Source organism: Pantoea sp. XY16 (assembly GCF_025153065.1).
In the GTDB taxonomy this organism is placed as follows: Bacteria; Pseudomonadota; Gammaproteobacteria; order Enterobacterales; family Enterobacteriaceae; genus Pantoea; species Pantoea alfalfae.
In genome coordinates, this window is record NZ_JANZNP010000009.1 from 89,640 (window position 1) to 115,372 (window position 25,733).

Annotated in this window: 22 protein-coding genes; 18 read left to right on the forward strand and 4 right to left on the reverse strand. The window is 55.5% G+C overall.

What is annotated here, in order from left to right:
- Position 1: 1 nt before the first annotated feature.
- From leuC to leuL, 4 genes are all read right to left on the reverse strand, one after another.
- Entirely contained in the window at positions 2–1,408 is a 1,407-nt protein-coding gene (gene leuC / locus N1689_RS13755; RefSeq protein WP_161731640.1) for a 3-isopropylmalate dehydratase large subunit, read from the reverse strand.
- A gap of 4 nt (positions 1,409–1,412) precedes the next feature.
- Entirely contained in the window at positions 1,413–2,504 is a 1,092-nt protein-coding gene (gene leuB / locus N1689_RS13760; RefSeq protein WP_098051507.1) for a 3-isopropylmalate dehydrogenase, read from the reverse strand.
- Positions 2,505–2,506: 2 nt separating this feature from the next.
- Positions 2,507–4,069 carry a 2-isopropylmalate synthase gene (gene leuA, locus N1689_RS13765; protein WP_161731638.1) on the reverse strand — a complete coding sequence of 521 codons (1,563 nt, stop codon included), beginning with the start codon at positions 4,067–4,069 and terminating at the stop codon, positions 2,507–2,509.
- 89 nt (positions 4,070–4,158) lie between these two features.
- Positions 4,159–4,242: a leu operon leader peptide gene (gene leuL, locus N1689_RS22125; RefSeq protein WP_099257765.1), complete on the reverse strand. Its 84-nt coding sequence runs from the start codon at positions 4,240–4,242 to the stop codon at positions 4,159–4,161.
- A gap of 730 nt (positions 4,243–4,972) precedes the next feature.
- Here leuL and ilvI point away from each other — a divergent pair.
- From ilvI to ftsZ, 18 genes are all read left to right on the forward strand, one after another.
- Positions 4,973–6,697 carry an acetolactate synthase 3 large subunit gene (ilvI, locus tag N1689_RS13770; protein ID WP_253421075.1) on the forward strand — a complete coding sequence of 575 codons (1,725 nt, stop codon included), beginning with the start codon at positions 4,973–4,975 and terminating at the stop codon, positions 6,695–6,697.
- Positions 6,698–6,699: 2 nt separating this feature from the next.
- A complete protein-coding gene (gene ilvN, locus N1689_RS13775; RefSeq protein ID WP_009092152.1) occupies positions 6,700–7,191 on the forward strand; it encodes an acetolactate synthase small subunit in 492 nt (163 codons plus the stop codon).
- A gap of 196 nt (positions 7,192–7,387) precedes the next feature.
- Complete coding sequence (cra, locus tag N1689_RS13780) at positions 7,388–8,398, forward strand: catabolite repressor/activator (RefSeq protein WP_013356758.1); 1,011 nt, start codon at positions 7,388–7,390, stop codon at positions 8,396–8,398.
- A gap of 494 nt (positions 8,399–8,892) precedes the next feature.
- Positions 8,893–9,351 (forward strand): division/cell wall cluster transcriptional repressor MraZ, encoded by a 459-nt coding sequence (gene mraZ, locus N1689_RS13785; protein WP_009092149.1) that lies wholly within the window; start codon positions 8,893–8,895, stop codon positions 9,349–9,351.
- Positions 9,352–9,353: 2 nt separating this feature from the next.
- Positions 9,354–10,295 carry a 16S rRNA (cytosine(1402)-N(4))-methyltransferase RsmH gene (gene rsmH, locus N1689_RS13790; RefSeq protein WP_222924567.1) on the forward strand — a complete coding sequence of 314 codons (942 nt, stop codon included), beginning with the start codon at positions 9,354–9,356 and terminating at the stop codon, positions 10,293–10,295.
- Positions 10,292–10,612, forward strand: coding sequence for a cell division protein FtsL (gene ftsL, locus N1689_RS13795; protein WP_003854764.1), 321 nt, complete (start codon positions 10,292–10,294; stop codon positions 10,610–10,612). The genes rsmH and ftsL overlap by 4 nt, the downstream gene beginning before the upstream one ends.
- 16 nt (positions 10,613–10,628) lie before the next feature.
- Positions 10,629–12,398 (forward strand): peptidoglycan glycosyltransferase FtsI, encoded by a 1,770-nt coding sequence (locus tag N1689_RS13800; protein ID WP_013356760.1) that lies wholly within the window; start codon positions 10,629–10,631, stop codon positions 12,396–12,398.
- Positions 12,385–13,872 (forward strand): UDP-N-acetylmuramoyl-L-alanyl-D-glutamate--2,6-diaminopimelate ligase, encoded by a 1,488-nt coding sequence (gene murE, locus N1689_RS13805; protein WP_260059174.1) that lies wholly within the window; start codon positions 12,385–12,387, stop codon positions 13,870–13,872. The genes N1689_RS13800 and murE overlap by 14 nt, the downstream gene beginning before the upstream one ends.
- Entirely contained in the window at positions 13,869–15,227 is a 1,359-nt protein-coding gene (gene murF, locus N1689_RS13810) for a UDP-N-acetylmuramoyl-tripeptide--D-alanyl-D-alanine ligase (RefSeq protein WP_161731630.1), read from the forward strand. Before murE ends, murF begins: the two co-directional genes overlap by 4 nt.
- A complete protein-coding gene (gene mraY, locus N1689_RS13815; RefSeq protein ID WP_013356763.1) occupies positions 15,221–16,303 on the forward strand; it encodes a phospho-N-acetylmuramoyl-pentapeptide-transferase in 1,083 nt (360 codons plus the stop codon). The genes murF and mraY overlap by 7 nt, the downstream gene beginning before the upstream one ends.
- 2 nt (positions 16,304–16,305) lie before the next feature.
- Complete coding sequence (gene murD, locus N1689_RS13820) at positions 16,306–17,622, forward strand: UDP-N-acetylmuramoyl-L-alanine--D-glutamate ligase (RefSeq protein ID WP_260059176.1); 1,317 nt, start codon at positions 16,306–16,308, stop codon at positions 17,620–17,622.
- On the forward strand, positions 17,622–18,836 hold the full coding sequence (gene ftsW / locus N1689_RS13825; protein WP_222924564.1) for a cell division protein FtsW: 1,215 nt from the start codon (positions 17,622–17,624) through the stop codon (positions 18,834–18,836). Before murD ends, ftsW begins: the two co-directional genes overlap by 1 nt.
- Entirely contained in the window at positions 18,833–19,891 is a 1,059-nt protein-coding gene (gene murG / locus N1689_RS13830; RefSeq protein ID WP_161731624.1) for an undecaprenyldiphospho-muramoylpentapeptide beta-N-acetylglucosaminyltransferase, read from the forward strand. The genes ftsW and murG overlap by 4 nt, the downstream gene beginning before the upstream one ends.
- A 70-nt stretch (positions 19,892–19,961) precedes the next feature.
- Positions 19,962–21,440: a UDP-N-acetylmuramate--L-alanine ligase gene (gene murC / locus N1689_RS13835; protein WP_161731622.1), complete on the forward strand. Its 1,479-nt coding sequence runs from the start codon at positions 19,962–19,964 to the stop codon at positions 21,438–21,440.
- A complete protein-coding gene (locus N1689_RS13840; protein WP_161731620.1) occupies positions 21,430–22,350 on the forward strand; it encodes a D-alanine--D-alanine ligase in 921 nt (306 codons plus the stop codon). The genes murC and N1689_RS13840 overlap by 11 nt, the downstream gene beginning before the upstream one ends.
- A 1-nt stretch (position 22,351) precedes the next feature.
- On the forward strand, positions 22,352–23,191 hold the full coding sequence (gene ftsQ, locus N1689_RS13845; protein ID WP_161731618.1) for a cell division protein FtsQ: 840 nt from the start codon (positions 22,352–22,354) through the stop codon (positions 23,189–23,191).
- Positions 23,188–24,444 carry a cell division protein FtsA gene (gene ftsA / locus N1689_RS13850; protein ID WP_010253890.1) on the forward strand — a complete coding sequence of 419 codons (1,257 nt, stop codon included), beginning with the start codon at positions 23,188–23,190 and terminating at the stop codon, positions 24,442–24,444. The genes ftsQ and ftsA overlap by 4 nt, the downstream gene beginning before the upstream one ends.
- 71 nt (positions 24,445–24,515) lie before the next feature.
- On the forward strand, positions 24,516–25,670 hold the full coding sequence (gene ftsZ, locus N1689_RS13855) for a cell division protein FtsZ (RefSeq protein ID WP_003854738.1): 1,155 nt from the start codon (positions 24,516–24,518) through the stop codon (positions 25,668–25,670).
- Positions 25,671–25,733: the final 63 nt, after the last annotated feature.

Below are 25,733 nucleotides of genomic sequence, written 5' to 3' on the forward strand. Positions count from 1 at the left end.
CTTAAGCTCCTGTCGTCAGTTCACGGATGTCGGCAAAGTGGCCGGTCACGGCAGCCGCCGCGGCCATCGCCGGGCTGACCAGATGGGTACGTCCACCACGGCCCTGGCGACCTTCAAAGTTACGGTTGCTGGTAGATGCGCAACGCTCGCCCGGATTCAAACGGTCATTGTTCATCGCCAGGCACATTGAGCAGCCAGGCAGACGCCATTCAAAGCCCGCTTCCAGGAAGATTTTATCCAGACCTTCCGCTTCAGCCTGCGCTTTTACCGGGCCGGAACCTGGCACCACCATGGCGACCACGCCAGGCGCGACTTTGCGGCCTTTGGCGATGGCGGCGGCGGCACGCAGATCTTCAATACGCGAGTTGGTGCAGGAGCCGATAAAGACTTTATCAATCGCGACATCGGTCAGTCTGATGCCCGGCTGCAGGTTCATGTAGGCCAGCGCTTTTTCCGCGGAGGCACGCTCAACCGGATCGGCGAATGAGGCCGGGTTCGGGATCAGCTGATCAACGGCAATCACCTGACCCGGGTTAGTGCCCCAGGTGACCTGCGGTGCGATCTCTTCAGCATGCAGCGTCACTACCGCATCATACTTCGCGCCTTCATCAGATTTCAGGGTGCGCCAGTATTCAACGGCCTGCTCCCATTTCTCACCCTGGGGTGAGAACTGACGACCTTTCAGGTAGTTGAAGGTAGTGTCATCCGGTGCCACCAGGCCCGCTTTCGCGCCCATCTCAATCGCCATATTGCACAGGGTCATACGACCTTCCATGCTCAGCGCCTGAATAGCCGGGCCGCAGAATTCAACCACATAGCCGGTGCCGCCTGCGCTGCCGGTTTTGCCGATGATCGCCAACACGATATCTTTTGCTGTAATGCCGGTTGACGCCTGGCCCAGCACTTCAATCTTCATGGTTTTCGCGCGACCCTGTTTCAGGGTCTGAGTGGCAAACACATGCTCCACTTCAGAGGTGCCGATACCAAAGGCCAGCGAGCCGAACGCGCCGTGCGTCGCGGTGTGCGAGTCGCCGCAGACAATCGTCATGCCCGGCAGCGTCATGCCCTGCTCAGGGCCGATAACGTGGACGATGCCCTGGAATGGGTGATTCAGGTCATACAGCTGTACGCCAAATTCTTCGCAATTCTTCATCAGCTCCTGCATCTGAATACGCGCCATCTCGCCCGACGCATTGATATCTTTGGTCTGTGTCGAAACGTTGTGATCCATGGTGGCGAAGGTTTTACCTGGCTGACGAACTTTGCGTCCGTGCGCACGCAGACCATCAAAGGCCTGTGGCGAGGTCACTTCATGAATCAGGTGACGATCGATGTAGAGTAACGGCGTTTCGTTCGGCGCTTCGTGGACGACATGTGCATCAAATAACTTCTGGTATAAGGTTTTCATTTTTTTATTTTTCCTCGGCGATAAAGCGGGCAATGATGCTGCCCATCTCATCTGTGCTGACTGCAGGGCCATCACCGGCTAAATCTTTGGTGCGGTAACCCTGTTCCAGCGCACGGCTGATGGCGCGTTCGATGCTGTCGGCAGCGGCATCGGCATTCAGGCTGTAACGCAGCAGCAGCGACAGCGACAGGATCTGAGCGACCGGGTTGGCAATATTCTGACCGGCGATGTCCGGGGCTGAACCACCCGCGGGTTCAAACAGGCCAAAGCCCGCTTCATTCAGGCTGGCGGACGGCAGCATACCCATTGAGCCGGTGATCATGGCGCACTCATCAGACAGAATGTCACCGAACAGGTTAGAGCAGAGCAGCACGTCAAACTGCGACGGGTCTTTGATCAACTGCATAGTCGCGTTGTCGATATAGATGTGGCTCAGCTGCACGTCCGGGTACTCTTTTGCTACTTCGTTGACGATTTCACGCCACATGACTGAGGTCTGCAGCACGTTAGCTTTGTCAACCGAGGTGACTTTGTTACGACGTTTGCGCGCCGATTCAAACGCGATACGGGCGATGCGTTCAATTTCGAAACGGTGGTAGACCTCGGTATCAAAAGCACGCTCTTCCGGGCCGCTGCCTTCGCGTCCTTTAGGCTGACCAAAATAGATACCGCCGGTCAGTTCACGCACGCACAGAATGTCAAAGCCTTTGGCGGCAATGTCGGCGCGCAGTGGGCAGAAGGCTTCCAGTCCGCTGTAGAGCGCCGCCGGACGCAGGTTACTGAACAGCTTAAAATGCTTGCGCAGCGGCAGCAGCGCACCGCGTTCCGGCTGTGATGCCGGGGGTAAATGCTCCCACTTCGGACCGCCAACGGAGCCAAACAGGATCGCGTCGGCCTGCTCGCAGCCTGCAACAGTTGCGGGCGGCAGGGGTTCGCCGTGCTGATCGATAGCAATGCCGCCGACCGCATATTCCTGGGTGGTAATCTGCATATCAAAGCGCTGACGAATGGCATCCAGCACTTTCATTGCCTGGGCCATCACTTCCGGGCCGATACCGTCGCCGGGTAAAACTGCGATATGAGAAGAGGTGGACATGGTTATACGGTTTCCTTCTGATCTTTAAATTTGCGCTGCAATTCTTGTTCAACCTGACGGGCACGCCAGATATTGTTCAGAGCGTTGACCATCGCTTTCGCAGAGGACTCGACGATATCGGTCGCCAGACCAATACCGTGGAATTTACGGCCGTTGTAGCTCACAACGATATCCACCTGTCCCAGCGCGTTTTCGCCGTGGCCTTTCGCGGTCAGCTTGTAGTTAACCAGCTCAGCGTCAAACTGCGTGATGCGGTTAATCGCCTGATAGACCGCGTCAACCGGACCGTTACCGGTAGCGGCATCCGATTTAGCGACATCACCGCAGCCCAGATTTACAGAGGCGGTAGCAGTCATGCTGGAACCGGTCTGGACGTTAAATTCGTGCAGCTGGAAATGCTCCGGCTCTTCATTCTGCTTGTTGATGAAGGCCAGCGCTTCCAGGTCGTAATCAAAGACCTGACCTTTTTTGTCGGCCAGCTTCAGGAAGGCGTCATACAGCGTATCCAGATTGTAATCCTGCTCGGCATAGCCCATCTCTTCCATACGATGTTTAACCGCCGCACGGCCTGAACGTGAGGTCAGGTTCAGCTGGATTTTGTGTAAGCCAATTGACTCTGGCGTCAGGATTTCATAGTTCTCGCGATTCTTCAGTACGCCATCCTGATGAATACCGGAGGAGTGGGCGAAGGCGTTGGAGCCGACCACCGCTTTGTTAGCCGGAATCGGCATGTTGCAGATCTGGCTGACCATCTGGCTGGTGCGATAGATTTCCTGATGATTGATAGTGGTGTGAACATTCATGATCTGCTGACGGGTTTTAATCGCCATGATCACCTCTTCCAGCGCACAGTTACCGGCACGTTCACCCAGGCCATTCATCGTGCCTTCAACCTGACGCGCACCTGCCTGAACGGCAGCCAGTGCGTTACCGGTGGCCATCCCCAGGTCGTCGTGGGTGTGGACAGAGATAATCGCTTTGTCGATATTGGGAACGCGATTCATCAGCTCACTGATGATATGTGCGTACTCGCCTGGCAGGGTGTAGCCAACGGTATCCGGGATGTTGATGGTGGTCGCACCGGCGTTAATCGTCGCTTCAACCATCCGGCACAGGTCATCAATTGGTGTACGGCCGCCATCTTCACAGGAGAACTCAACGTCACTGGTGTAGTTACGTGCACGCTTCACCATATGCACCGCACGCTCAATCACTTCCGGCAGCGTACTGCGCAGTTTTGTAGCGATGTGCATGGGTGACGTCGCGATAAAGGTATGGATACGGAAGGCTTCGGCAACGCGCAGTGATTCGTACGCCGCGTCGATGTCTTTCTCCACACAACGCGCCAGCCCGCAGACCCGGCTATTTTTGATGGTGCGGGCAATGGTCTGTACTGATTCAAAGTCGCCTGGTGAAGAGACCGGGAAACCCACTTCCATCACATCCACGCCCATACGCTCCAGCGCTAAGGCAATCTGCAATTTTTCTTTCACACTCAGGCTGGCCTGTAATGCCTGCTCACCATCGCGCAGAGTGGTATCGAAAATAATGACTTGCTGGCTCATCGTATTCATCCTTTTGCTTTTTCGGGCCTGGCAACGAGCATAAAAAAACCCGCGACAGGCGCGGGTTTTTAACTTTCAGCAGGTTTGAATCAGTGTTTGATTCCGCCCACAAGTCTACCGCGCAAGCTGAGTGCGTTTAGTAGTAGACCGAGAAGGCGAACAGAACGAAACATGGATTCAAACCTTATAAAATGTTGTGCTGTACATATTGGTACTGGAATCGCTCAGGGATGTCAACCTTCAATGCAGGGGTATTATCCGGGACGATGAAGAAAGATATTCTGTTATTTAACGGTCCGGCAGCGTAATGAACAGCGCATCAGTTGCGGCGGAAGCGAACATTGTCAGAATGCACTCTTTTACGGGCTGGTTGATGATTTATTTAATTGAAAGTAAAAGGTTTTATTGGTCTTTTGTCCAGCGGCGTCACAGGATTTATCACCTGCCGGTTAGCATAATCGAATGCGCTTGCGTGATTTACTGGTTAATTACGCCAGAAAAGAAAAGTGTCAGGCGATTGTGGGCTATTGCAGGCGGTAATAAGTTTTCGTTATTTCTTATATCACGCTGAAAATAATTTCTTACTTAGCATTTTCGTCTGCGGTTCTGCGACGTAATTAGTTTAATCCGCGCAGCCAATTCTTATCAGGCAGAGCCTTTACGTCCCGGCCTTTTAATTTACGCGGGTTTGTGGTTTGCCTGCCCGGTTAACTGCGGTTATGGTAATTGACCTACTCTCATAACAATGAACTCAACAGATTTCTCTGTAACAGGACAGCGGCACATGTTTTCGCTGTCGTGCATAAACATAAGATTTTGATTGGCAAAGCAGGCACCAGGGCAACGTGTTACGCACCAACGGGCGTAGTAACCGGGCCGGGTCCTCAAGCCTGGAGGCAGAAGATGGAGATGTTGTCAGGAGCCGAAATGGTCGTCCGTTCGTTAATCGATCAGGGCGTTAAGCAGGTATTCGGTTATCCGGGTGGCGCAGTCCTGGATATCTATGATGCGCTGCAAACCGTCGGGGGTATCGATCATATTCTGGTGCGCCATGAGCAGGGCGCAGTGCATATGGCTGACGGCCTGGCACGCGCCACTGGCGAAGTCGGCGTGGTGCTGGTCACCTCAGGACCGGGTGCAACCAATGCGATTACCGGTATCGCTACCGCCTATATGGACTCGATTCCGCTGGTGATTCTGTCGGGTCAGGTTCCTTCGTCGCTGATTGGCTATGACGCCTTTCAGGAGTGCGACATGGTCGGCATCTCTCGTCCGGTGGTGAAGCACAGCTTCCTGGTAAAAAGCACCGAAGAGATCCCAACCGTGCTGAAAAAGGCGTTCTGGCTGGCCTCCAGCGGACGTCCGGGACCGGTGGTGATCGACCTGCCAAAAGATATTCTGAACCCGGCCAATAAACTGCCTTATCACTGGCCAGAGTCAGTGAGCATGCGCTCTTATAACCCGACTATTCAGGGTCACAAAGGGCAGATTAAGCGTGCGCTGACGACGCTGCTGGCTGCGAAAAAGCCGGTGATCTACGCGGGTGGCGGTGCCATTACCGCAGGCTGCGAAGCGGAACTGTTACAGCTGGCTGAGAGCCTGAATATTCCGGTAACGACCTCGCTGATGGGCCTGGGCGCTTTCCCGGGTACCCATCGTCAGTGCGTTGGTATGCTGGGTATGCACGGTACCTATGAAGCCAACATGACGATGCACAATACCGACCTGATTTTTGGTATTGGTGTTCGCTTCGATGACCGCACCACCAACAATCTGGCGAAATATTGTCCCAACGCCACGGTGATGCATATCGATATCGACCCGACCTCTATCTCCAAGACGGTATCGGCGGATGTCCCGATTGTGGGTGATGCAAAACAGGTGCTGCAGCAGATGCTGGAGTTGCTGGCGCAAAGCGACACTCTATCGCGCGCTGAGAGCCTGCACGAGTGGTGGCAGGCAATTGAGGGCTGGCGCAGTCGTCACTGTCTGGCGTTTGATCGCACCAGCGACAAAATCAAGCCGCAGGCCGTGATTGAAACTATCAGCCGTCTGACCAAAGGCGATGCGTACGTCACGTCGGATGTAGGACAGCATCAGATGTTTGCGGCGCTCTATTATCCTTTCGACAAACCGCGCCGCTGGATCAACTCTGGCGGTCTCGGCACCATGGGCTTCGGTCTGCCCGCAGCACTTGGCGTGAAGATGGCGCTGCCAGAAGAGACCGTCATCTGTGTAACGGGCGATGGCAGTATCCAGATGAACATTCAGGAGCTCTCTACCGCGCTGCAGTACGATCTGCCGGTGCTGGTGCTGAACCTGAATAACCGGGTGCTGGGCATGGTGAAGCAGTGGCAGGATATGATCTATTCCGGTCGTCACTCCCAGTCTTATATGGAATCGCTGCCTGACTTCGTGCGTCTGGCGGAAGCTTATGGACATGTCGGCATCGCGATTGAGCACCCGGCTGAGCTGGAAGAGAAGCTGACGCTGGCGCTGGAAACGCTGGCCAAAGGACGTCTGGTGTTTGTGGATGTCACCGTTGACGGTAGCGAGCACGTTTACCCGATGCAGATTCGCGGTGGCAGCATGGATGAGATGTGGTTAAGCAAAACGGAGAGGACATAATTATGCGTCGCATTTTATCAGTTCTGCTGGAGAACGAATCCGGCGCATTATCCCGTGTCGTCGGTCTGTTTTCGCAGCGCGGCTATAACATTGAAAGCCTGACCGTGGCACCGACCGACGATCCGACACTGTCGCGGATGACCATTCAGACAGTGGGCGATCAGAAGGTGCTGGAGCAGATTGAAAAGCAGCTGCACAAGCTGGTGGATGTGTTGCGTGTCACCGAACTGGGGCAGGGCGCCTATGTTGAGCGCGAAATCATGCTGGTGAAGATTCAGGCCAGCGGTTATGGCCGTGAAGAGGTGAAGCGTAACGCCGAGATCTTCCGCGGTCAGATTATCGACGTGACGCCGACGCTGTACACGGTTCAGCTGGCAGGCACCAGTGACAAACTGGACGCCTTCCTGAATAGCGTTCGCGAGGTTGCCGAAATTGTTGAAGTGGCACGCTCCGGTATCGTGGGCGTTTCACGTGGCGATCGCATCATGCGTTAATCACGCTGCGTCACCATCGATCCTCACCTAACCCGGCGAAATGCCGGGTTTTTTTATTTTTTATGCGCCAGGCGGGTTACATTCAGAAAAGCGGTTGCTCCGCGCACTTTTCTGCTGTTAGATGATAGTCATAAGTTATCCATAGCTTAACTGCGGCTATTTTTGCCGTTAAAGCGGATTTGATGGTGGGGTTATCGTGAAACTGGATGAAATTGCGCGTCTGGCAGGCGTATCGCGCACCACGGCCAGTTATGTGATCAATGGCAAAGCGCGGCAGTATCGTGTCAGCGACAAAACCGTTGAGAAAGTCATGGCGGTGGTACGTGAGCATAATTATCACCCTAATGCGGTGGCTGCCGGGCTGCGCGCCGGGCGAACGCGCTCTATTGGGTTAGTCATTCCCGATCTGGAAAATACCAGCTATACCCGTATTGCGAACTATCTGGAGCGACAGGCGCGTCAGCGCGGCTATCAGCTGCTGATTGCCTGTTCTGAAGATCAGCCTGATAACGAAATGCGCTGCATTGAACATCTGTTACAGCGGCAGGTCGATGCGATAATCGTCTCTACCTCGTTACCGCCAGAGCATCCCTTTTATCAGCGGTGGATCAACGATCCCCTGCCGATTATCGCGTTAGACCGCGCGCTGGATCGTGAACATTTCACCAGCGTAGTGGGTGCCGATCAGGATGATGCACAGACGCTGGCCGCTGAATTGCGTCAGCTTGAGGTTAAAAATGTGCTGTTCCTTGGCGCGTTACCTGAGCTCTCAGTGAGTTTTCTGCGGGAGATGGGGTTCCGCGATGCCTGGAAAGACGATCCCCGCCCGATTGACTATATCTACTGCAACAGCTTCGAACGTACAGCCGCTGCGGCGCTGTTTGAAAAATACCTGGAAGATCACCCGATGCCGGAGGCGCTGTTTACCACCTCATTTGGTCTGCTGCAGGGTGTCATGGATGTGACGCTGAAACGTGACGGAAGACTGCCGACCGAGCTGGCCATTGCCACGTTTGGCGACCACGAATTACTGGACTTTCTTGAGTGTCCGGTCCTGGCGGTAGGGCAGCGTCATCGTGACGTAGCAGAGCGCGTACTGGAATTAGTTTTAGCCTCTTTAGATGAACCCAGAAAACCGAAACCGGGTTTAACCCGCATTCGTCGTAATTTATACCGTCGCGGACAATTAAGCAGAAAAGTTAAATGAGTAACGGGCAGTATTACGCTGCCCGCCCATTTTATTTCCGTAATGTACTGATTAAATAAACAGGTCGACGTAAAAAAGCGTAAATTCTGCTCATCAAATCTAACAAAGTCGAAAGGCTTATTTTTATTATCTGCTTACAACTTCAACAAACTTCCTGCCCCGTCTGGCCTGAAGCTGCTGTGCTTCCTTTCGGAAATCCCCTAAAATGCCGCCGCTGTCTCAGAAACTACGATAAATATTCAGCGCTTCACATTGTTTCATTTTTAGTCATTTTTGCCCGGATCCTTATTTTTATTCAGGTATTCATTGGCTTAATTTTTATATTCCTTTTTTATTCGTTTATATCGTCGCCAGAAATTAATTTTGCGCTCTGTAAAGAGTGTTATTCAACTACCGCTCCGGCTTGACAAGGATTTCATGGGATCCTTAAACTCGTTTCGTGGTAAAAAGTGGGATAAAGTGGCGTAAATGGGTGACCAGGAGGAGAGACTGGCATGTTCCGCGGAGCAACGTTAGTCAATCTCGACAGCAAAGGGCGGCTCGCCGTACCCACGCGATATCGCGATTTGCTGATTGGGGAGTCTCAGGGGCAGATGGTCTGTACCATCGACCTCCACCAGCCATGCCTGTTGCTTTATACCCTGCCCGAATGGGAAATCATTGAAAAAAAGCTGGCACGCCTTTCCAGTATGAATCCACTTGAGCGTCGCGTGCAGCGTTTGCTACTGGGACATGCCAGTGAATGTCAGATGGACAATGCAGGCCGCCTGCTGCTGGCAAATACGCTTCGGCAGCATGCAAAATTAACCAAAGAAGTGATGCTGGTTGGACAGTTCAACAAGTTTGAGCTGTGGGATGAACAGACCTGGTATCAACAAGTCAGGGACGATATTGACGCAGAACAGTCGGCTCAGGAGCCTTTATCTGAGCGGTTGCAGGACTTGTCGCTATAGCTATGCAGGAAAATTTTAAACATACCACCGTACTGTTGGATGAGGCGGTTAACGGCCTCAATATCAGGGAAGACGGTATTTACATCGACGGTACTTTTGGCCGTGGTGGTCACTCACGCCTGATTCTTTCGCAACTGGGAGAGAAGGGAAGGCTGATCGCTATCGATCGCGATCCGCAAGCTATCGCCGCTGCTGCGGAGATCACCGACCCGCGTTTTTCAATTATTCATGGCCCTTTTTCCGCACTGGCAGAGTATGCCGCTGAACGGGATTTAGTCGGAAAAATTGACGGCATTTTACTCGATCTGGGGGTTTCATCACCGCAGCTGGATGATGCCGAACGCGGCTTCTCCTTTATGCGTGACGGACCGCTGGATATGCGCATGGATCCTTCGCGCGGTCACTCCGCCGCAGAATGGTTGCTGCACGCGGAAGAAGCGGATATCGCTTTCGTCCTGAAGACCTACGGTGAAGAACGATTCTCTAAACGTATTGCCCGGGCCATTGTCGAGCGCAATCGTGAACAGCCGATGACTCGCACCCGTGAGCTGGCTGAAGTCATCTCTGTCGCCATGCCCGTGAAAGATAAGTTTAAGCATCCGGCTACACGCAGCTTCCAGGCAATTCGTATCTGGATTAACAGCGAACTGGAAGAGATCGATATTGCGCTGAAAGGGGCGGTTGAGGTGCTGGCACCACAAGGTCGCCTCTCTGTCATCAGCTTCCATTCACTGGAAGATCGACTGGTGAAGCGCTTCATGCGCGATCAGAGTCGCGGGCCACAGGTGCCTGCCGGGATACCGATGACTGAACAGCAGCTGCGAGCCCTGGGCGGGCGTGAACTGAAGCTGCTTGGCAAGATGTCGCCAGGTGACGCTGAAGTCTCTGAGAATCCACGTGCGCGCAGTTCGGTATTACGTATCGCGGAGAAAACCGACGCATGATCGGCAATGAGCGCCACAGTCTGCCCGCCGTCATCGGCGGGGATTTGCTGCGAAAAGGCAAGATTCCGGTGCTGTTGCTGATCGCTGTGGTGGTGTCTGCCGTGCTGGTGGTCACCACCACCCATAAAACACGCCTGCTTACCGCGCAGCGCGAACAGCTGGTGCTGGAGCGTGATGCGCTGGATATTGAGTGGCGCAACCTGATTCTGGAAGAGAATGCGCTGGGCGACCATAGCCGGGTTGAACGCATCGCCACCGAGAAGCTGCAGCTGCAGCACGTTGATCCTTCACAAGAAAATATCGTGGTGCAGAAATAAGGATTTCAGATAGCGAATGAGCGGCACAGGCAGAACGCTGAAGTTAAAGAAACCGGAAGATAAAGCCAGCTTTGTAAGCTGGCGTTTTGCGTTGCTGTGCGGCTGTATTTTACTGGCGCTGGGCGGTTTGCTGTCGCGTGTGGCCTGGCTGCAGGTGATCAATCCGGGCAAGCTGGTGAAAGAGGGCGATCTGCGCTCGCTGCGTGTTCAGGCTGTGCCGACTTCACGCGGGATGATCAGCGATCGCGCTGGCCGCCCATTGGCAGTCAGTGTACCGGTTAATGCCATCTGGGCTGATCCAAAAGAGCTGCATGCCGGTGGTGGCGTAACGCTGGACAGCCGCTGGAAAGCGCTGTCTGATGCGCTCTCTATTCCGCTTGATCAACTGGCGGCCCGCGTCAATGCCAATCCTAAAGGCCGCTTTGTCTATCTGGCGCGCCAGGTCAATCCGGCCATCGGTGAATACGTCAAAAAACTCAAACTTCCCGGTATTCATCTGCGCGAAGAGTCGCGTCGTTACTACCCTGCCGGGCAGGTGACCTCCCATCTGATTGGCTTTACCAATATCGACGGCCAGGGCATTGAAGGCATTGAAAAGAGCTTTGATAAATGGCTGACCGGTGCGCCGGGCGAGCGGACGGTACGCAAAGACCGTTATGGTCGCGTTATTGAAGATATCTCGTCAGTGGACAGCCGCGCCGCCCATAACCTGACTCTGAGTATTGATGAGCGCTTACAGGCGCTGGTCTACCGGGAACTGAATAATGCGGTGGCCTTTAACAAAGCGGAATCGGGCACCGCGGTGCTGGTGGATGTGAATACCGGTGAAGTGCTGGCGATGGCCAACAGTCCGGCTTACAACCCAAATAATCTCACCAACACGCCTAAAGATCTGATGCGTAACCGCGCAATTACCGACATCTTCGAGCCGGGTTCTACCGTGAAGCCGATGGTGGTGATGACCGCGCTGCAGCGCGGCGTGGTCAGAGAGAATAGCGTCCTGAATACCGTGCCGTACCGGGTCAATGGTCATGAGATCAAAGATGTGGCGCGCTACAACGAATTGACCCTGACAGGGGTTTTACAGAAGTCGAGTAACGTCGGTGTTTCACGTCTGGCGTTAGCGATGCCTTCCTCAGCGCTGGTAGAAACTTACGCGCGCTTTGGACTGGGCAAACCGACCAATTTGGGGCTGGTCGGGGAAAGCAGTGGCTTATACCCTAAAAAACAACGGTGGTCTGACATAGAGAGGGCCACCTTCTCTTTCGGCTACGGGCTAATGGTAACGCCGTTACAGTTAGCGCGAGTCTACGCAACGATTGGCAGCTATGGCATTAATCGCCCGCTGTCGATTACCAAAGTGGATCCGCCCGTCGCGGGACAACGCGTTTTCGATGAGTCACTGGTGAAAACCGTGATGCACATGATGGAAAGCGTGGCGCTGCCCGGTGGCGGTGGCGTTAAAGCGGCAATCAAGGGTTATCGCATTGCGATAAAAACCGGTACGGCGAAAAAAGTCGGGCCGGATGGACGCTACGTCAATAAATATATTGCTTATACCGCAGGCGTGGCGCCTGCCAGTCATCCCCGATTCGCGCTGGTGGTGGTGATCAACGATCCCCAGGCCGGCAAGTATTACGGCGGTGCGGTTTCTGCACCGGTGTTTGGTGCCATCATGGGCGGCGTACTGCGCACCATGAACATCGAGCCGGACGCATTACCGACGACCAATGACAGGAATGAGTTGGTGACTAACAGAAGTGAGGAATCAAGTGACAGATCGTAACCTGCGCGACTTACTCGGCCCCTGGGTGCCAGGTGCGCCGGCGCGCCCACTGCGCGACATGACCCTGGATAGCCGCATGGCGGCGTCTGGCGATCTGTTTGTCGCGGTTGCAGGCCATCAGGTCGATGGACGCCGTTTCATTCCGCAGGCGATTGCGCAGGGCGTCGCCGCCGTAGTGGCTGAAGCTGAGGATGAAGCGACCGACGGCGAAATCCGTGAGATGCACGGCGTACCGGTTATCTATCTGGCGCAGTTGAATCAGCGCCTTTCAGCCTTAGCAGGCCGCTTTTACCAGCAGCCGGGCGAGAAGCAGACGCTGATTGGCGTCACCGGCACCAACGGTAAAACCACGACTACCCAACTGCTGGCGCAGTGGGCGACGCTGCTGGGTGAGACCAGTGCGGTGATGGGCACCGTCGGCAACGGGCTGGTGGGGCACTTAGTCGCCGCAGAAAATACGACCGGTTCAGCAGTGGACGTTCAGCATACGCTGCACGAACTCGCTGAAAAAGGAGCGACCCTGACCGCGATGGAAGTCTCGTCACACGGTCTGGTGCAGCATCGCGTTGCAGCACTGCCGTTTGCCGCTGCGGTCTTCACCAACCTCAGTCGCGATCACCTCGATTACCACGGTGACATGCCGGGCTATGAGTCGGCCAAATGGCTGCTGTTTTCTGAGCATCAGGTTGGACAGGCGATTCTTAACGCTGATGATGAAGTTGGTCGTCGCTGGCTGGCGCGCTTACCTGATGCGGTTGCCGTCACCATGGAGGATAACCTTCAGCCGGGCTGCCATGGCCGCTGGCTGAAAGCCGATGCGGTGGAGTATCACGACAATGGTGCGCATATCCGTTTCAGCTCAAGCTGGGGCAACGGTGAAATCGACAGCCCGCTGATGGGCGCGTTCAACGTCAGTAATCTGCTGCTGGCACTGGCGACCCTGCTGTCACTGGATTATTCACTGGCGACGCTGGTCAGTGTTGCACCACGGTTACAGCCGGTTAACGGGCGTATGGAAGTCTTCAGCGCTGCAGGAAAACCGACGGTCGTAGTGGATTATGCCCACACGCCGGATGCGCTGGAAAAAGCGCTGGAAGCGGCACGTCTGCACTGCAAAGGAAAACTCTGGTGCCTGTTTGGCTGCGGCGGGGACCGTGACAAAGGCAAACGCCCGTTAATGGGTGCGATTGCTGAGCAATATGCGGATGTGGTGGTGATCACCGACGACAATCCGCGTAGCGAAGATCCGCAGGCGATAGTAAAAGACATTCTGACTGGTTTGCTCGAACCGGGCCGCGCCCGCGTGGTATCGGGTCGTGCGCAAGCGGTCACTAACGCCATTATGCAGGCACAGCCTGACGATATCGTGCTGGTGGCGGGTAAAGGCCATGAAGATTATCAGATCATCGGCAACCGTCGTCTCGACTACTCCGATCGTGCCACAGTAGCGGCACTGCTTGGAGGCGCAGCATGATTCCGGTTTCATTAAAGACCCTGGCGGAAATTACCGGCGGCACGCTGCACGGCAGCGATTTAACCCTGAATGATGTGACCACCGATACCCGCAAAGTGACGGCGGGCAGCCTGTTTGTCGCGCTGGTGGGCGAACGCTTTGATGCCCATGACTTCGCCGTAGATGCCATTGCTAGTGGCGCACAGGCGCTGCTGGTAAGTAAGCATTTACCTGTCGCCGTGCCTCAGGTGGTGGTTGAGGATACCCGGGTTGCCTTTGGCCGACTGGGTGCCTGGGTTCGTCAGCAGTCGACCGCCCGCGTAGTCGCGCTGACCGGCTCTTCCGGCAAAACCTCGGTTAAAGAGATGACCGCAGCGATTCTGCGTCAGTGTGGCGAGACGCTCTACACCTCGGGCAATCTCAACAACGATTATGGCGTACCGATGACGCTGCTCCGCCTGACCGCAGAACATCAGTACGCGGTTATCGAGCTGGGTGCTAATCATCAGGGCGAAATCGCCTACACCACTGACCTGGTTAAACCGGAAAGTGCACTGGTGAATAATCTGGCCGCGGCACACCTGGAGGGCTTTGGCTCACTGGCCGGTGTCGCTAAAGCGAAAGGTGAGATCTTTCAGGGTCTGCCGGCTCACGGCATTGCAATTCTCAACGAGGAGAGCAACGACTGGCCAAACTGGCAGACCACGCTGCAGGACAAAACCGTGTGGCGCTTCTCGCCGCAGGCGGCTGAGTGTGATTTCTCCGCCCGGGATATCCGCATTGCGCAGGATGGCACCCATTTTGTGATGAACACACCGCGTGGCACAGCTGAGATCGTATTACCGTTGCCGGGTCGTCATAACATCGCTAACGCTCTGGCGGCGGCGGCACTGGCTCTGTCGGTAGATGCGCCGCTTAGCGCCGTTCAGCAGGGACTGAAAAACCTGCAGTCGGTGCCAGGTCGCCTGTTCCCGGTACGTCTCTCTGCGCATCAACTGCTGCTGGATGACAGCTACAACGCTAACGTCGGATCGATGACCGCCGCCGTCCAGGTCCTGTCAGAGATGCCTGGTTACCAGGTGCTGGTCGCGGGTGATATGGCGGAACTGGGTGAAGAGACTGAAAAATGCCACCGCGAAATTGGCGAAGCGGCACGCGAAGCAGGCCTTGACCGCGTACTGACCTGTGGAAAATTCAGCCAATTCATCAGTGAAAGCAGTGGCGTTGGTGAACATTTCAGCGATAAGACGGCGCTGACTGAACGTTTACGAGAATTGTTGTCCCAACACTCAGAAATTACCGTCCTGATAAAAGGTTCACGTAGTGCCGCCATGGAGCAGGTAGTACAGAGCTTAAAGGAGAAAGGAACATGTTAGTTTGGCTGGCCGAGCATCTGGTCGCTTTTTATTCGGGCTTTAACGTCTTTTCCTATCTGACGTTTCGCGCCATTGTCAGCCTGCTGACCGCACTATTTATCTCACTCTGGATGGGGCCGCGCCTGATCGCCTGGCTGCAGAAATTACAGATTGGCCAGGTCGTCCGTAACGATGGCCCGGAATCGCACTTCAGTAAGCGCGGGACGCCTACCATGGGCGGCATCATGATTCTGACCTCCATCACCATTTCGGTGCTGATGTGGGCCTATCCGTCGAACCCCTATGTCTGGTGCGTGCTGTTCGTGCTGGTCGGCTTTGGCATCATCGGCTTTGTCGATGACTACCGTAAAGTGGTGCGCAAAGACACCAAAGGCCTGATCGCCCGCTGGAAATATTTCTGGATGTCGGTGATTTCGCTGGGTGTGGCGTTCGGACTCTATGCGGCGGGCAAAGATACCCCCGCGACTCAACTGGTCGTGCCGTTTTTCAAAGACATCATGCCGCAGCTTGGCCTTTTTTATGTGCTGCTTGCCTACTTTGTGATCGTCGGAACGGGTAACGCGGTCAATCTGACCGATGGCCTGGATGGGCTGGCGATTATGCCAACCGTCTTTGTCGCTGCGGGCTTCGCGCTGGTTGCCTGGGCAACCGGTAATGTGAAGTTTGCTGAATACCTTCATATTCCCTATCTGCGTCACGCCGGTGAGCTGGTGATTGTCTGTACCGCTATCGTCGGGGCAGGGCTGGGCTTCCTGTGGTTCAACACCTATCCGGCTCAGGTCTTTATGGGCGACGTCGGCTCGCTGGCTTTAGGCGGCGCGCTGGGCACTATCGCGGTGTTACTGCGTCAGGAATTTTTACTGGTGATCATGGGCGGCGTATTTGTGGTTGAAACGCTGTCGGTGATCCTGCAGGTGGGATCGTTCAAGTTGCGCGGCCAGCGTATTTTCCGCATGGCGCCGATCCATCACCACTATGAACTTAAGGGCTGGCCGGAACCGCGCGTTATCGTGCGCTTCTGGATTATTTCGCTAATGCTGGTGCTGATTGGCCTGGCCACGCTGAAGGTGCGTTAATCATGGCTGACTATCGGGGTAGAAAAGTCGTCATCATCGGACTGGGCCTTACCGGGCTCTCCTGTGTTGATTTCTTTTTAGCGCAGGGCGTCACGCCTCGCGTGATGGATACCCGTGTCTCGCCGCCGGGACTGGATAAATTACCCGGGCAGGTTGAACGCCATCTGGGCGGCATTAATAGTGACTGGTTACTGGCGGCCGATCTGATTGTTGCCAGCCCAGGCGTCGCGCTGGCGCATCCGATTCTCAGCGAAGCGGTTGAAGCCGGAATTGAAATCGTCGGTGACATTGAGCTGTTCTGCCGCGAGGCGCAGGCACCCATCGTGGCAATTACCGGTTCCAACGGCAAAAGCACCGTGACCACGCTGGTGGGTGAGATGGCGAAAGCCGCAGGCTGGCAGGCCGGCGTCGGCGGCAATATTGGTCTGCCCGCGCTGAGTCTGCTGCAATCACCGGCCCAACTCTATGTACTGGAACTTTCCAGCTTCCAGCTTGAGACTACGCACAGCCTGAAAGCGGCTGCGGCAACCGTGCTTAACGTTACCGAAGATCATATGGATCGCTATCCGCTGGGTATGCAGCAGTATCGTGCTGCCAAGCTGCGGGTCTATGAGAATGCGCAGATCTGCATCGTTAACGCCGATGATGCGCTGACGATGCCAGTACGTGGTGCGGATAAGCGCTGCGTCAGTTTTGGTGTCGATTTCGGCGACTACCACCTCAACAAGCAGCAGGGCAGTATCTGGCTGCGGGTAAAAGGCGAGAAAGTCCTGAACACCGCTGAAATGAAGATGGTGGGACAGCACAACTACACCAACGCGCTGGCGGCGCTGGTGCTGGCTGATGCGGTGGGTCTGCCACGCGCCTCCAGCCTCGCGGCTTTAACGCACTTTAACGGTCTGGCGCATCGCTTCCAGCTGGTCCATGAACACCATGGTGTGCGCTGGATTAATGACTCCAAAGCGACCAACGTCGGCAGCACCGAAGCGGCGCTGAATGGTCTGCAGGTAGAGGGAACGCTATGGCTGCTGATGGGCGGTGATGGTAAGTCAGCCGACTTTACGCCGCTGATCCCCTGGCTGCAGGGCGACAATGTGCGTATCTACTGTTTTGGCCGCGACGGCGATGCGCTGGCAGCGCTGCGTCCTGAGATCGCCGTACGCACGGAGACGATGCGTCAGGCGATGGAGCAGATCGCGCCGCAGGTTAAAGCAGGCGATATGGTACTGCTGTCGCCGGCCTGCGCCAGCCTTGACCAGTTCCGTAACTTTGAGCAGCGCGGTGAGCAGTTCGCGCAACTGGCGAAGGAGCTGAGCTGATGCGTATTCCTGGCGCCGGACTGGCGGGTTACTTCTCAGGACGCCTGAAAGACTGGGTGATGGGCGCTCGCGAAAGTGATGACTCATCGCTGGTGCTTTATGACCGCACACTGTTATGGCTGACGCTGGGCCTGGCGGTAATTGGTTTTGTGATGGTGACGTCGGCGTCAATGCCGGTAGGTCAGCGTCTGAATGACGATCTTTTCTACTTCGCCAAACGTGATGCGTTTTACATCGTGCTGGCTTTAGGTATGGCGCTGGTCACGCTGCGTGTGCCGATGGATTTCTGGCAGCGCTACAGCAACGTGATGCTGATGGTCACGGTGGCGATGCTGCTGATTGTTCTGGTCGTCGGCAGCTCGGTTAACGGTGCCTCGCGCTGGATCGCGCTCGGGCCGCTGCGTATCCAGCCTGCGGAGCTGTCGAAGCTCTCCCTGTTCTGCTATCTCGCCAGCTACCTGGTGCGCAAAGTGGAAGAGGTGCGAAACAACTTCTGGGGCTTCTGTAAGCCGATGGGCGTGATGGTCGTGCTGGCTGTGTTACTGCTGGCGCAGCCGGACCTGGGTACGGTGGTGGTGCTGTTTGTCACTACGCTGGCGATGCTGTTCCTGGCCGGTGCCAAACTGTGGCAGTTCATGGCGATTATCGGCTCCGGTATTTTTGCGGTAATTCTGCTGATTATTGCCGAACCTTATCGTATGCGTCGTGTGACCTCGTTCTGGAACCCGTGGGAAGATCCGTTTGGTAGCGGCTACCAGCTGACGCAGTCTCTGATGGCATTTGGTCGCGGGGAATTCTGGGGGCAGGGGCTCGGTAACTCGGTGCAAAAGCTGGAATATCTGCCGGAAGCGCATACCGACTTTATTTTCGCCATCATCGGGGAAGAACTCGGCTATGTCGGTGTGGTAATGGCACTTTTAATGGTATTCTTCGTCGCTTTTCGTGCGATGTCGATTGGCCGTCGTGCTCTGGAACTGGATCAGCGTTTTTCCGGGTTTTTAGCCTGTTCAATCGGTGTCTGGTTCAGCTTCCAGGCGCTGGTTAACGTCGGGGCTGCAGCCGGTATGTTACCGACCAAAGGCCTGACCTTACCGCTGATCAGTTACGGTGGTTCGAGTCTGATCATTATGTCGACCGCCATCGTCTTTTTATTACGCATAGATTATGAAACGCGCCTGGCGAAAGCGCAGGCGTTTACCCGAGGTGGTCGATGAGCGGTAAGCGATTGATGGTGATGGCAGGCGGAACCGGTGGACATGTCTTTCCCGGTCTGGCTGTCGCCCATCATCTGATGGAACAGGGCTGGCAGGTTCGCTGGTTAGGCACCGCCGACCGTATGGAAGCCGATCTGGTGCCAAAACATGGCATTGACATCGACTTCATCCGCATCAGCGGGTTACGCGGGAAAGGCATGAAAGCGCTGCTGCTGGCACCGCTGCGCATCTTCAATGCATGGCGTCAGGCGCGTCGCATCATGAAAGCCTGGCAGCCGGATGTGGTGCTGGGCATGGGCGGCTATGTTTCTGGTCCTGGCGGCTTAGCGGCGTGGAGCTGTGGTATTCCTGTGGTGCTGCATGAGCAGAATGGGATCGCCGGGCTGACCAACAAATGGCTGGCGAAAATCGCCACCAAAGTTTTGCAGGCGTTTCCGGGCGCGTTTCCCGCCGCCGATGTGGTGGGAAATCCGGTTCGTACTGATGTTCTGGCTCTGCCTTTGCCCGCGCAACGTCTGGCGGATCGTCATGGCCCGATTCGGGTACTGGTGATTGGCGGCAGTCAGGGTGCGCGGATTCTGAACCAGACGCTACCGCAGGTTGCGGCGCTGGTGGGTGATGAGATCACCCTGTGGCATCAGACGGGTAAAGGGGCACAGCCCGAAACAGAGAAAGCGTATCAGCAGGTCGGACAGACGCAGCATAAGGTCACTGAGTTTATAGATGACATGGCTGCCGCCTACGCCTGGGCTGATGTGGTGGTATGTCGCTCCGGCGCATTAACCGTGAGCGAAGTCGCTGCCGCCGGATTACCGGCGATTTTCGTGCCGTTTCAGCACAAAGATCGCCAGCAGTACTGGAACGCGCTGCCGCTGGAGAAAGCGGGCGCCGCCAGAATTTTTGAGCAGCCGCAGTTTACTGCGGAGGCTGTAGCGGATCTGCTACGCCACTGGGATCGCGTAACACTGCTGACGATGGCTGAGCAGGCCCGTCAGGTGGCGATTCCCGATGCGACTGAACGAGTCGCTCAGGAAGTGGCTCGCGCCGCAAAGTAATCATTCCGGTCAGCGTGTCTGACCTGTACCCCGAGTGGGTACAAACTGAAATAGCAGGTAACTGAGAGCGATGAATACACAACAATTGGCAAAACTGCGTTCTATCGTGCCTGAGATGCGTCGCGTCCGGCACATCCACTTTGTCGGCATCGGTGGTGCTGGCATGGGCGGTATTGCCGAAGTGTTAGCAAATGAAGGCTACCATATCAGCGGTTCAGATCTGGCCCCTAACCCGGTGACACAGAACCTGATTGCGCTGGGTGCCACCATTTATTTTAACCATCGCCCCGAAAATGTGACCGATGCCAGCGTCGTAGTCGTCTCCAGCGCCGTATCGCAGGATAACCCGGAACTGGTGGCAGCACGTGAGCAGCGTATCCCGGTGATCCGTCGCGCGGAGATGCTGGCTGAACTGATGCGTTTCCGTCACGGCATCGCCGTTGCGGGTACGCATGGCAAAACGACCACCACGGCGATGGTGTCGAGTATTTATGCGGAAGCGGGTCTTGATCCAACCTTCGTTAACGGCGGTCTGGTTAAAGCAGCGGGTACTCATGCGCGTCTGGGTCACAGCCGCTATCTGATTGCCGAAGCAGATGAGAGCGATGCGTCATTCCTGCATCTGCAGCCGATGGTGGCGATTGTGACCAACATCGAAGCTGACCATATGGACACCTATCAGGGCGATTTTGAGAACCTGAAGCAGACGTTTATTAACTTCCTGCATAACCTGCCGTTTTACGGTCGTGCGGTGATGTGTGTGGACGATGCGGTCATCCGTGATCTGATACCGCGTGTGGGACGTCATATCACCACGTACGGTTTCAGTGACGATGCTGACCTGCGCATTGAAAATTATGAGCAGAGTGGCGCGCAGGGGCATTTCACCCTGATCCGTCAGGACAAGGCGCCACTGCAGATTACGCTGAACGCGCCGGGTCGCCATAACGCCCTGAACGCGGCGGCAGCGGTCGCCGTCGCCACTGAAGAGGGCATTGAAGACAATGCCATACTGGCTGCGCTGGAGAGTTTCCAGGGTACGGGGCGTCGCTTTGATCTGCTGGGTGAATTCCCGACAGAGCCGGTCAACGGACAGCCGGGCAGCGCGATGCTGGTAGATGATTACGGTCATCATCCCACCGAAGTGGACGCGACGATTAAAGCCGCGCGCGCAGGCTGGCCGGATAAAAAACTGGTGATGGTGTTTCAGCCGCACCGTTACAGCCGCACCCGCGATCTGTTTGATGATTTCGCCAACGTGCTGTCGCATGTCGATGTGTTGCTGATGCTGGATGTGTACTCCGCCGGTGAAACCGCGATTCCGGGTGCCGACAGCCGTTCGCTGTGCCGTGCCATTCGTAACCGGGGCAAGGTTGATCCGATTCTGGTGCCGGAACATGACGCGCTGCCGGAGATGCTGGCACCGCTGCTGTCAGGCAATGACCTGATTCTGGTACAGGGCGCCGGTAACGTCGGCAAGGTTGCCCGCAAGCTGGCGGAGACTAAGCTTCAGCCGGAACGCAAAGCGGAGGATCGTCATGGCGGATAAAGTTGCCGTATTAATGGGCGGCACCTCAGCAGAGCGTGAGGTTTCGCTGAACTCGGGTCAGGCCGTCGTCGCCGGACTGCGTGAAATGGGCATCGATGCGCATGGCATTGATACCCGCGATGTGTCGGTGCTGACGCTGAAAGAGCAGGGCTTTACCAAAGCTTTTATCGCGCTGCATGGCCGGGGCGGAGAAGATGGCACAATGCAGGCGGTACTGGAGTTTCTGCAACTGCCTTACACCGGCAGCGGCGTAATGGCATCGGCTGTGACCATGGATAAGCTGCGCACCAAACTGCTGTGGCAGGGTCGCGGATTACCGTCAGGAAAATTTGTCTGGCTGACGCGTCAGCAGTTCGATGCCGGGCTGGATGCCGAGAGCAACGCGGCGATTACAGCGCTGGGTCTGCCACTGTTTGTTAAGCCAGCCTGTGAAGGCTCCAGCGTGGGTATCAGCCGGGTTAACGAGCTGAGCGCGCTGTCTGCCGCACTGGAAATGGCGTTTAAGTACGACAATGACGTACTGGTCGAGGCGTTTCTCAGCGGCGCGGAGTATACCGTCGCGATTGTGGGCGATCATATTCTGCCCTCAATTGAAATAAAGAGCGCCAGTGAGTTCTATGACTATGAAGCTAAATACATTTCTGACGATACTCAGTACGTCTGTCCGGCCGGGTTAAGCGCTGAACGTGAAGCTGAATTACAGCAGCTGGTGCTGGCGGCCTGGCGTGCACTGGGCTGTCGTGGCTGGGGACGGGTTGATGTGATGACGGATGGGGCAGGGAATTTCCAGCTACTGGAAGCCAATACCTCGCCGGGCATGACCAGTCACAGTCTGGTTCCTATGGCAGCGAAACAGGCGGGCATGAGTTTCCCGCAGCTGGTTGCCCATATTCTGGAGCTGGCCGACTGATATGTCACAGGCGGCGATGAGAGTTCGAAACCGTGAACCGCAGGAGCGTATTCGCACCGGGCGCAGTAACGGAGCCCGACTGTTCGGCATTGTTTTTCTGCTGATCGTTATCGGGATTATGGTTGCTGGCGGGCTGGTAGTGTTGAAGTGGATGAACGATGCGTCCCGGCTGCCGCTTTCAAAGCTGGTGGTAACAGGACAGACGCACTACACGACTCACGACGATATCCGTCAGGCGATTCTATCGCTGGGTCCGCCTGGCACGTTTATGTCTCAGGATGTGGATATCCTGCAGCAGCAGATTGAGCGACTGCCGTGGATTAAGCAGGTCAGCGTACGTAAGCAGTGGCCAGACGAACTGAAAATCCATCTGGTGGAGTATACGCCAGTGGCGCGCTGGAACGATTTGCATATGGTGGATGCTGAAGGTGTCTCCTTCAGCGTACCCGCCAGTCATGCCGGCAAAGAGACAATGCCGATGTTGTATGGGCCTGAAGGGAGTGAGAAAGAGGTCCTGGCGGGCTATCACAGCATGGATGATGTGCTGAAAGCCCGGAAGTTTACTCTGAAGGTGGCGTCGATGACGGCCCGTCGTTCATGGCAGCTGGTTACCAGTGATGATGTACGCATCGAACTGGGGCGCAGCGACACTATGAAACGACTGAATCGCTTTATTGAGCTCTACCCGGTGCTGCAACAGCAAGGTCAGAACGAGAGCAAACGTATCAGCTACGTGGATTTGCGATACGACTCTGGCGCTTCTGTTGGCTGGACACCGGTCGTGATGGAGCCACAGGACAGTAATCAGCAACAGAACCAGGCACAGGCTAAACAACAATGATCAAGGCAACGGACAGAAAACTGGTAGTTGGACTCGAAATCGGCACTGCAAAGGTTGCCGCCCTGGTTGGGGAAGTTCTGCCCGATGGTATGGTCAACATTATTGGGGTGGGCAGTTGCCCTTCCCGCGGTATGGATAAAGGTGGCGTAAACGACCTTGAGTCGGTGGTGAAATGCGTTCAGCGCGCCATCGATCAGGCTGAGCTGATGGCAGATTGCCAGATCTCCTCCGTCTACCTTGCTTTATCGGGCAAACATATCAGTTGTCAGAACGAAATCGGGATGGTTCCGATTTCGGAAGAGGAAGTGACTCAGGATGATGTAGAGAACGTTGTACATACCGCCAAATCGGTAAGAGTACGTGACGAGCACCGCATCCTGCACGTGATTCCTCAGGAATACGCAATTGATTATCAGGAAGGGATTAAGAATCCGGTCGGACTGTCCGGCGTGCGCATGCAGGCAAAAGTGCACCTGATCACCTGCCACAACGATATGGCGAAGAACATCGTTAAAGCCGTTGAGCGTTGCGGACTGAAAGTGGATCAGCTGATTTTTGCCGGCCTCGCCTCCAGTTTTGCGGTTCTGACTGAAGACGAACGTGAGCTGGGCGTCTGTGTTGTCGATATTGGTGGCGGTACAATGGACATAGCCGTATATACCGGCGGCGCTTTACGGCACACTAAGGTGATTCCGTATGCAGGCAACGTTGTCACCAGCGATATCGCGTATGCGTTTGGTACACCACCAACGGATGCTGAGGCGATTAAAGTGCGCCATGGTTGCGCGCTGGGCTCGATTGTCGGCAAAGATGAGAACGTTGAAGTGCCGAGCGTAGGCGGACGTCCACCGCGCAGCCTGCAACGTCAGACGCTGGCGGAAGTGATTGAGCCGCGTTATACCGAACTTTTGAATCTGGTCAATGACGAGATTCTGCAGTTACAGGAACAACTGCGTCAGCAGGGCGTGAAACATCATCTGGCCGCAGGCATTGTCCTGACCGGTGGTGCAGCGCAAATCGAAGGACTGGCGGCCTGTGCGCAACGCGTATTCCATACGCAGGTGCGTATCGGACAGCCGCTGAATATTACCGGCCTGACTGACTATGCGCAGGAATCGTACTACTCCACCGCCGTGGGACTGTTGCATTACGGCAAAGAGTCGCACATGAACGGTGATGCAGAGACCGAAAAACGGGTTTCAGTAGGTAACTGGTTCAAGCGTATTAACAGTTGGTTAAAAAAAGAGTTTTAATTTTTGTGAAAGGGGATCATGCTGTTTTCTTTAGTGATCTCCAGGCGACAGGCACATAACGGAGAGAAATCATGTTTGAACCTATGGAATTAACCAACGACGCGGTGATTAAAGTCATCGGCGTCGGTGGCGGCGGCGGTAACGCCGTAGAGCACATGGTACGCGAACGTATCGAAGGTGTGGAATTCTTTGCTGTGAATACCGACGCGCAAGCGCTGCGTAAAACAGCTGTCGGCCAGACCATCCAGATCGGTAATAACATTACCAAAGGTCTGGGTGCGGGTGCGAACCCGGAAGTGGGCCGTAACTCTGCAGAAGAAGATCGCGAAGCACTGCGGGCTGCGCTGGAAGGGGCAGACATGGTCTTCATCGCAGCAGGCATGGGCGGCGGTACCGGTACCGGTGCAGCGCCTGTGGTCGCTGAAGTGGCCAAGGATCTCGGTATCCTGACGGTGGCGGTTGTCACCAAGCCATTCAACTTCGAAGGCAAGAAACGCATGGCGTTTGCCGAGCAGGGGATCGCTGAACTCTCCAAGCATGTCGATTCACTGATCACCATTCCAAACGACAAGCTGCTGAAAGTGCTGGGTCGTGGCATTTCCCTGCTGGATGCGTTTGGCGCGGCCAATGACGTGCTGAAAGGCGCAGTACAGGGTATCGCCGAACTGATCACCCGTCCGGGCCTGATGAACGTCGACTTTGCTGACGTGCGTACAGTGATGTCCGAAATGGGCTATGCAATGATGGGTTCAGGCGTGGCGTGCGGTGAAGATCGTGCGGAAGAAGCGGCTGAAATGGCGATCTCCAGCCCGCTGCTGGAAGATATCGACCTGTCAGGTGCCCGTGGCGTGCTGGTCAACATTACTGCGGGCTTCGACCTGCGTCTGGATGAGTTCGAAACCGTGGGTAACACTATCCGCGCCTTCGCTTCTGACAACGCGACCGTGGTAATCGGTACGTCGCTGGATCCGGAAATGAACGATGAACTGCGCGTTACCGTGGTGGCAACCGGTATCGGTATGGACAAGCGTCCGGAAATCACCCTGGTGACGAACAAGCCAGCCAGTCAGCCTGTGATGGATCATCGCTATCAGCAGCACGGTATGTCACCGCTGCCGCAGGAGCAGAAGCCTGCTGCCAAAGTCGTTAACGACCAGGCTGCGCAGTCGAATAAAGAGCCAGACTATCTTGATATTCCGGCCTTTTTACGTAAGCAGGCCGACTAGGATTAACCCTATAATTGGGATTCTCCGCTCTTTGTGCTAAAGTGTCTGTCCGCTGGTAAAGTA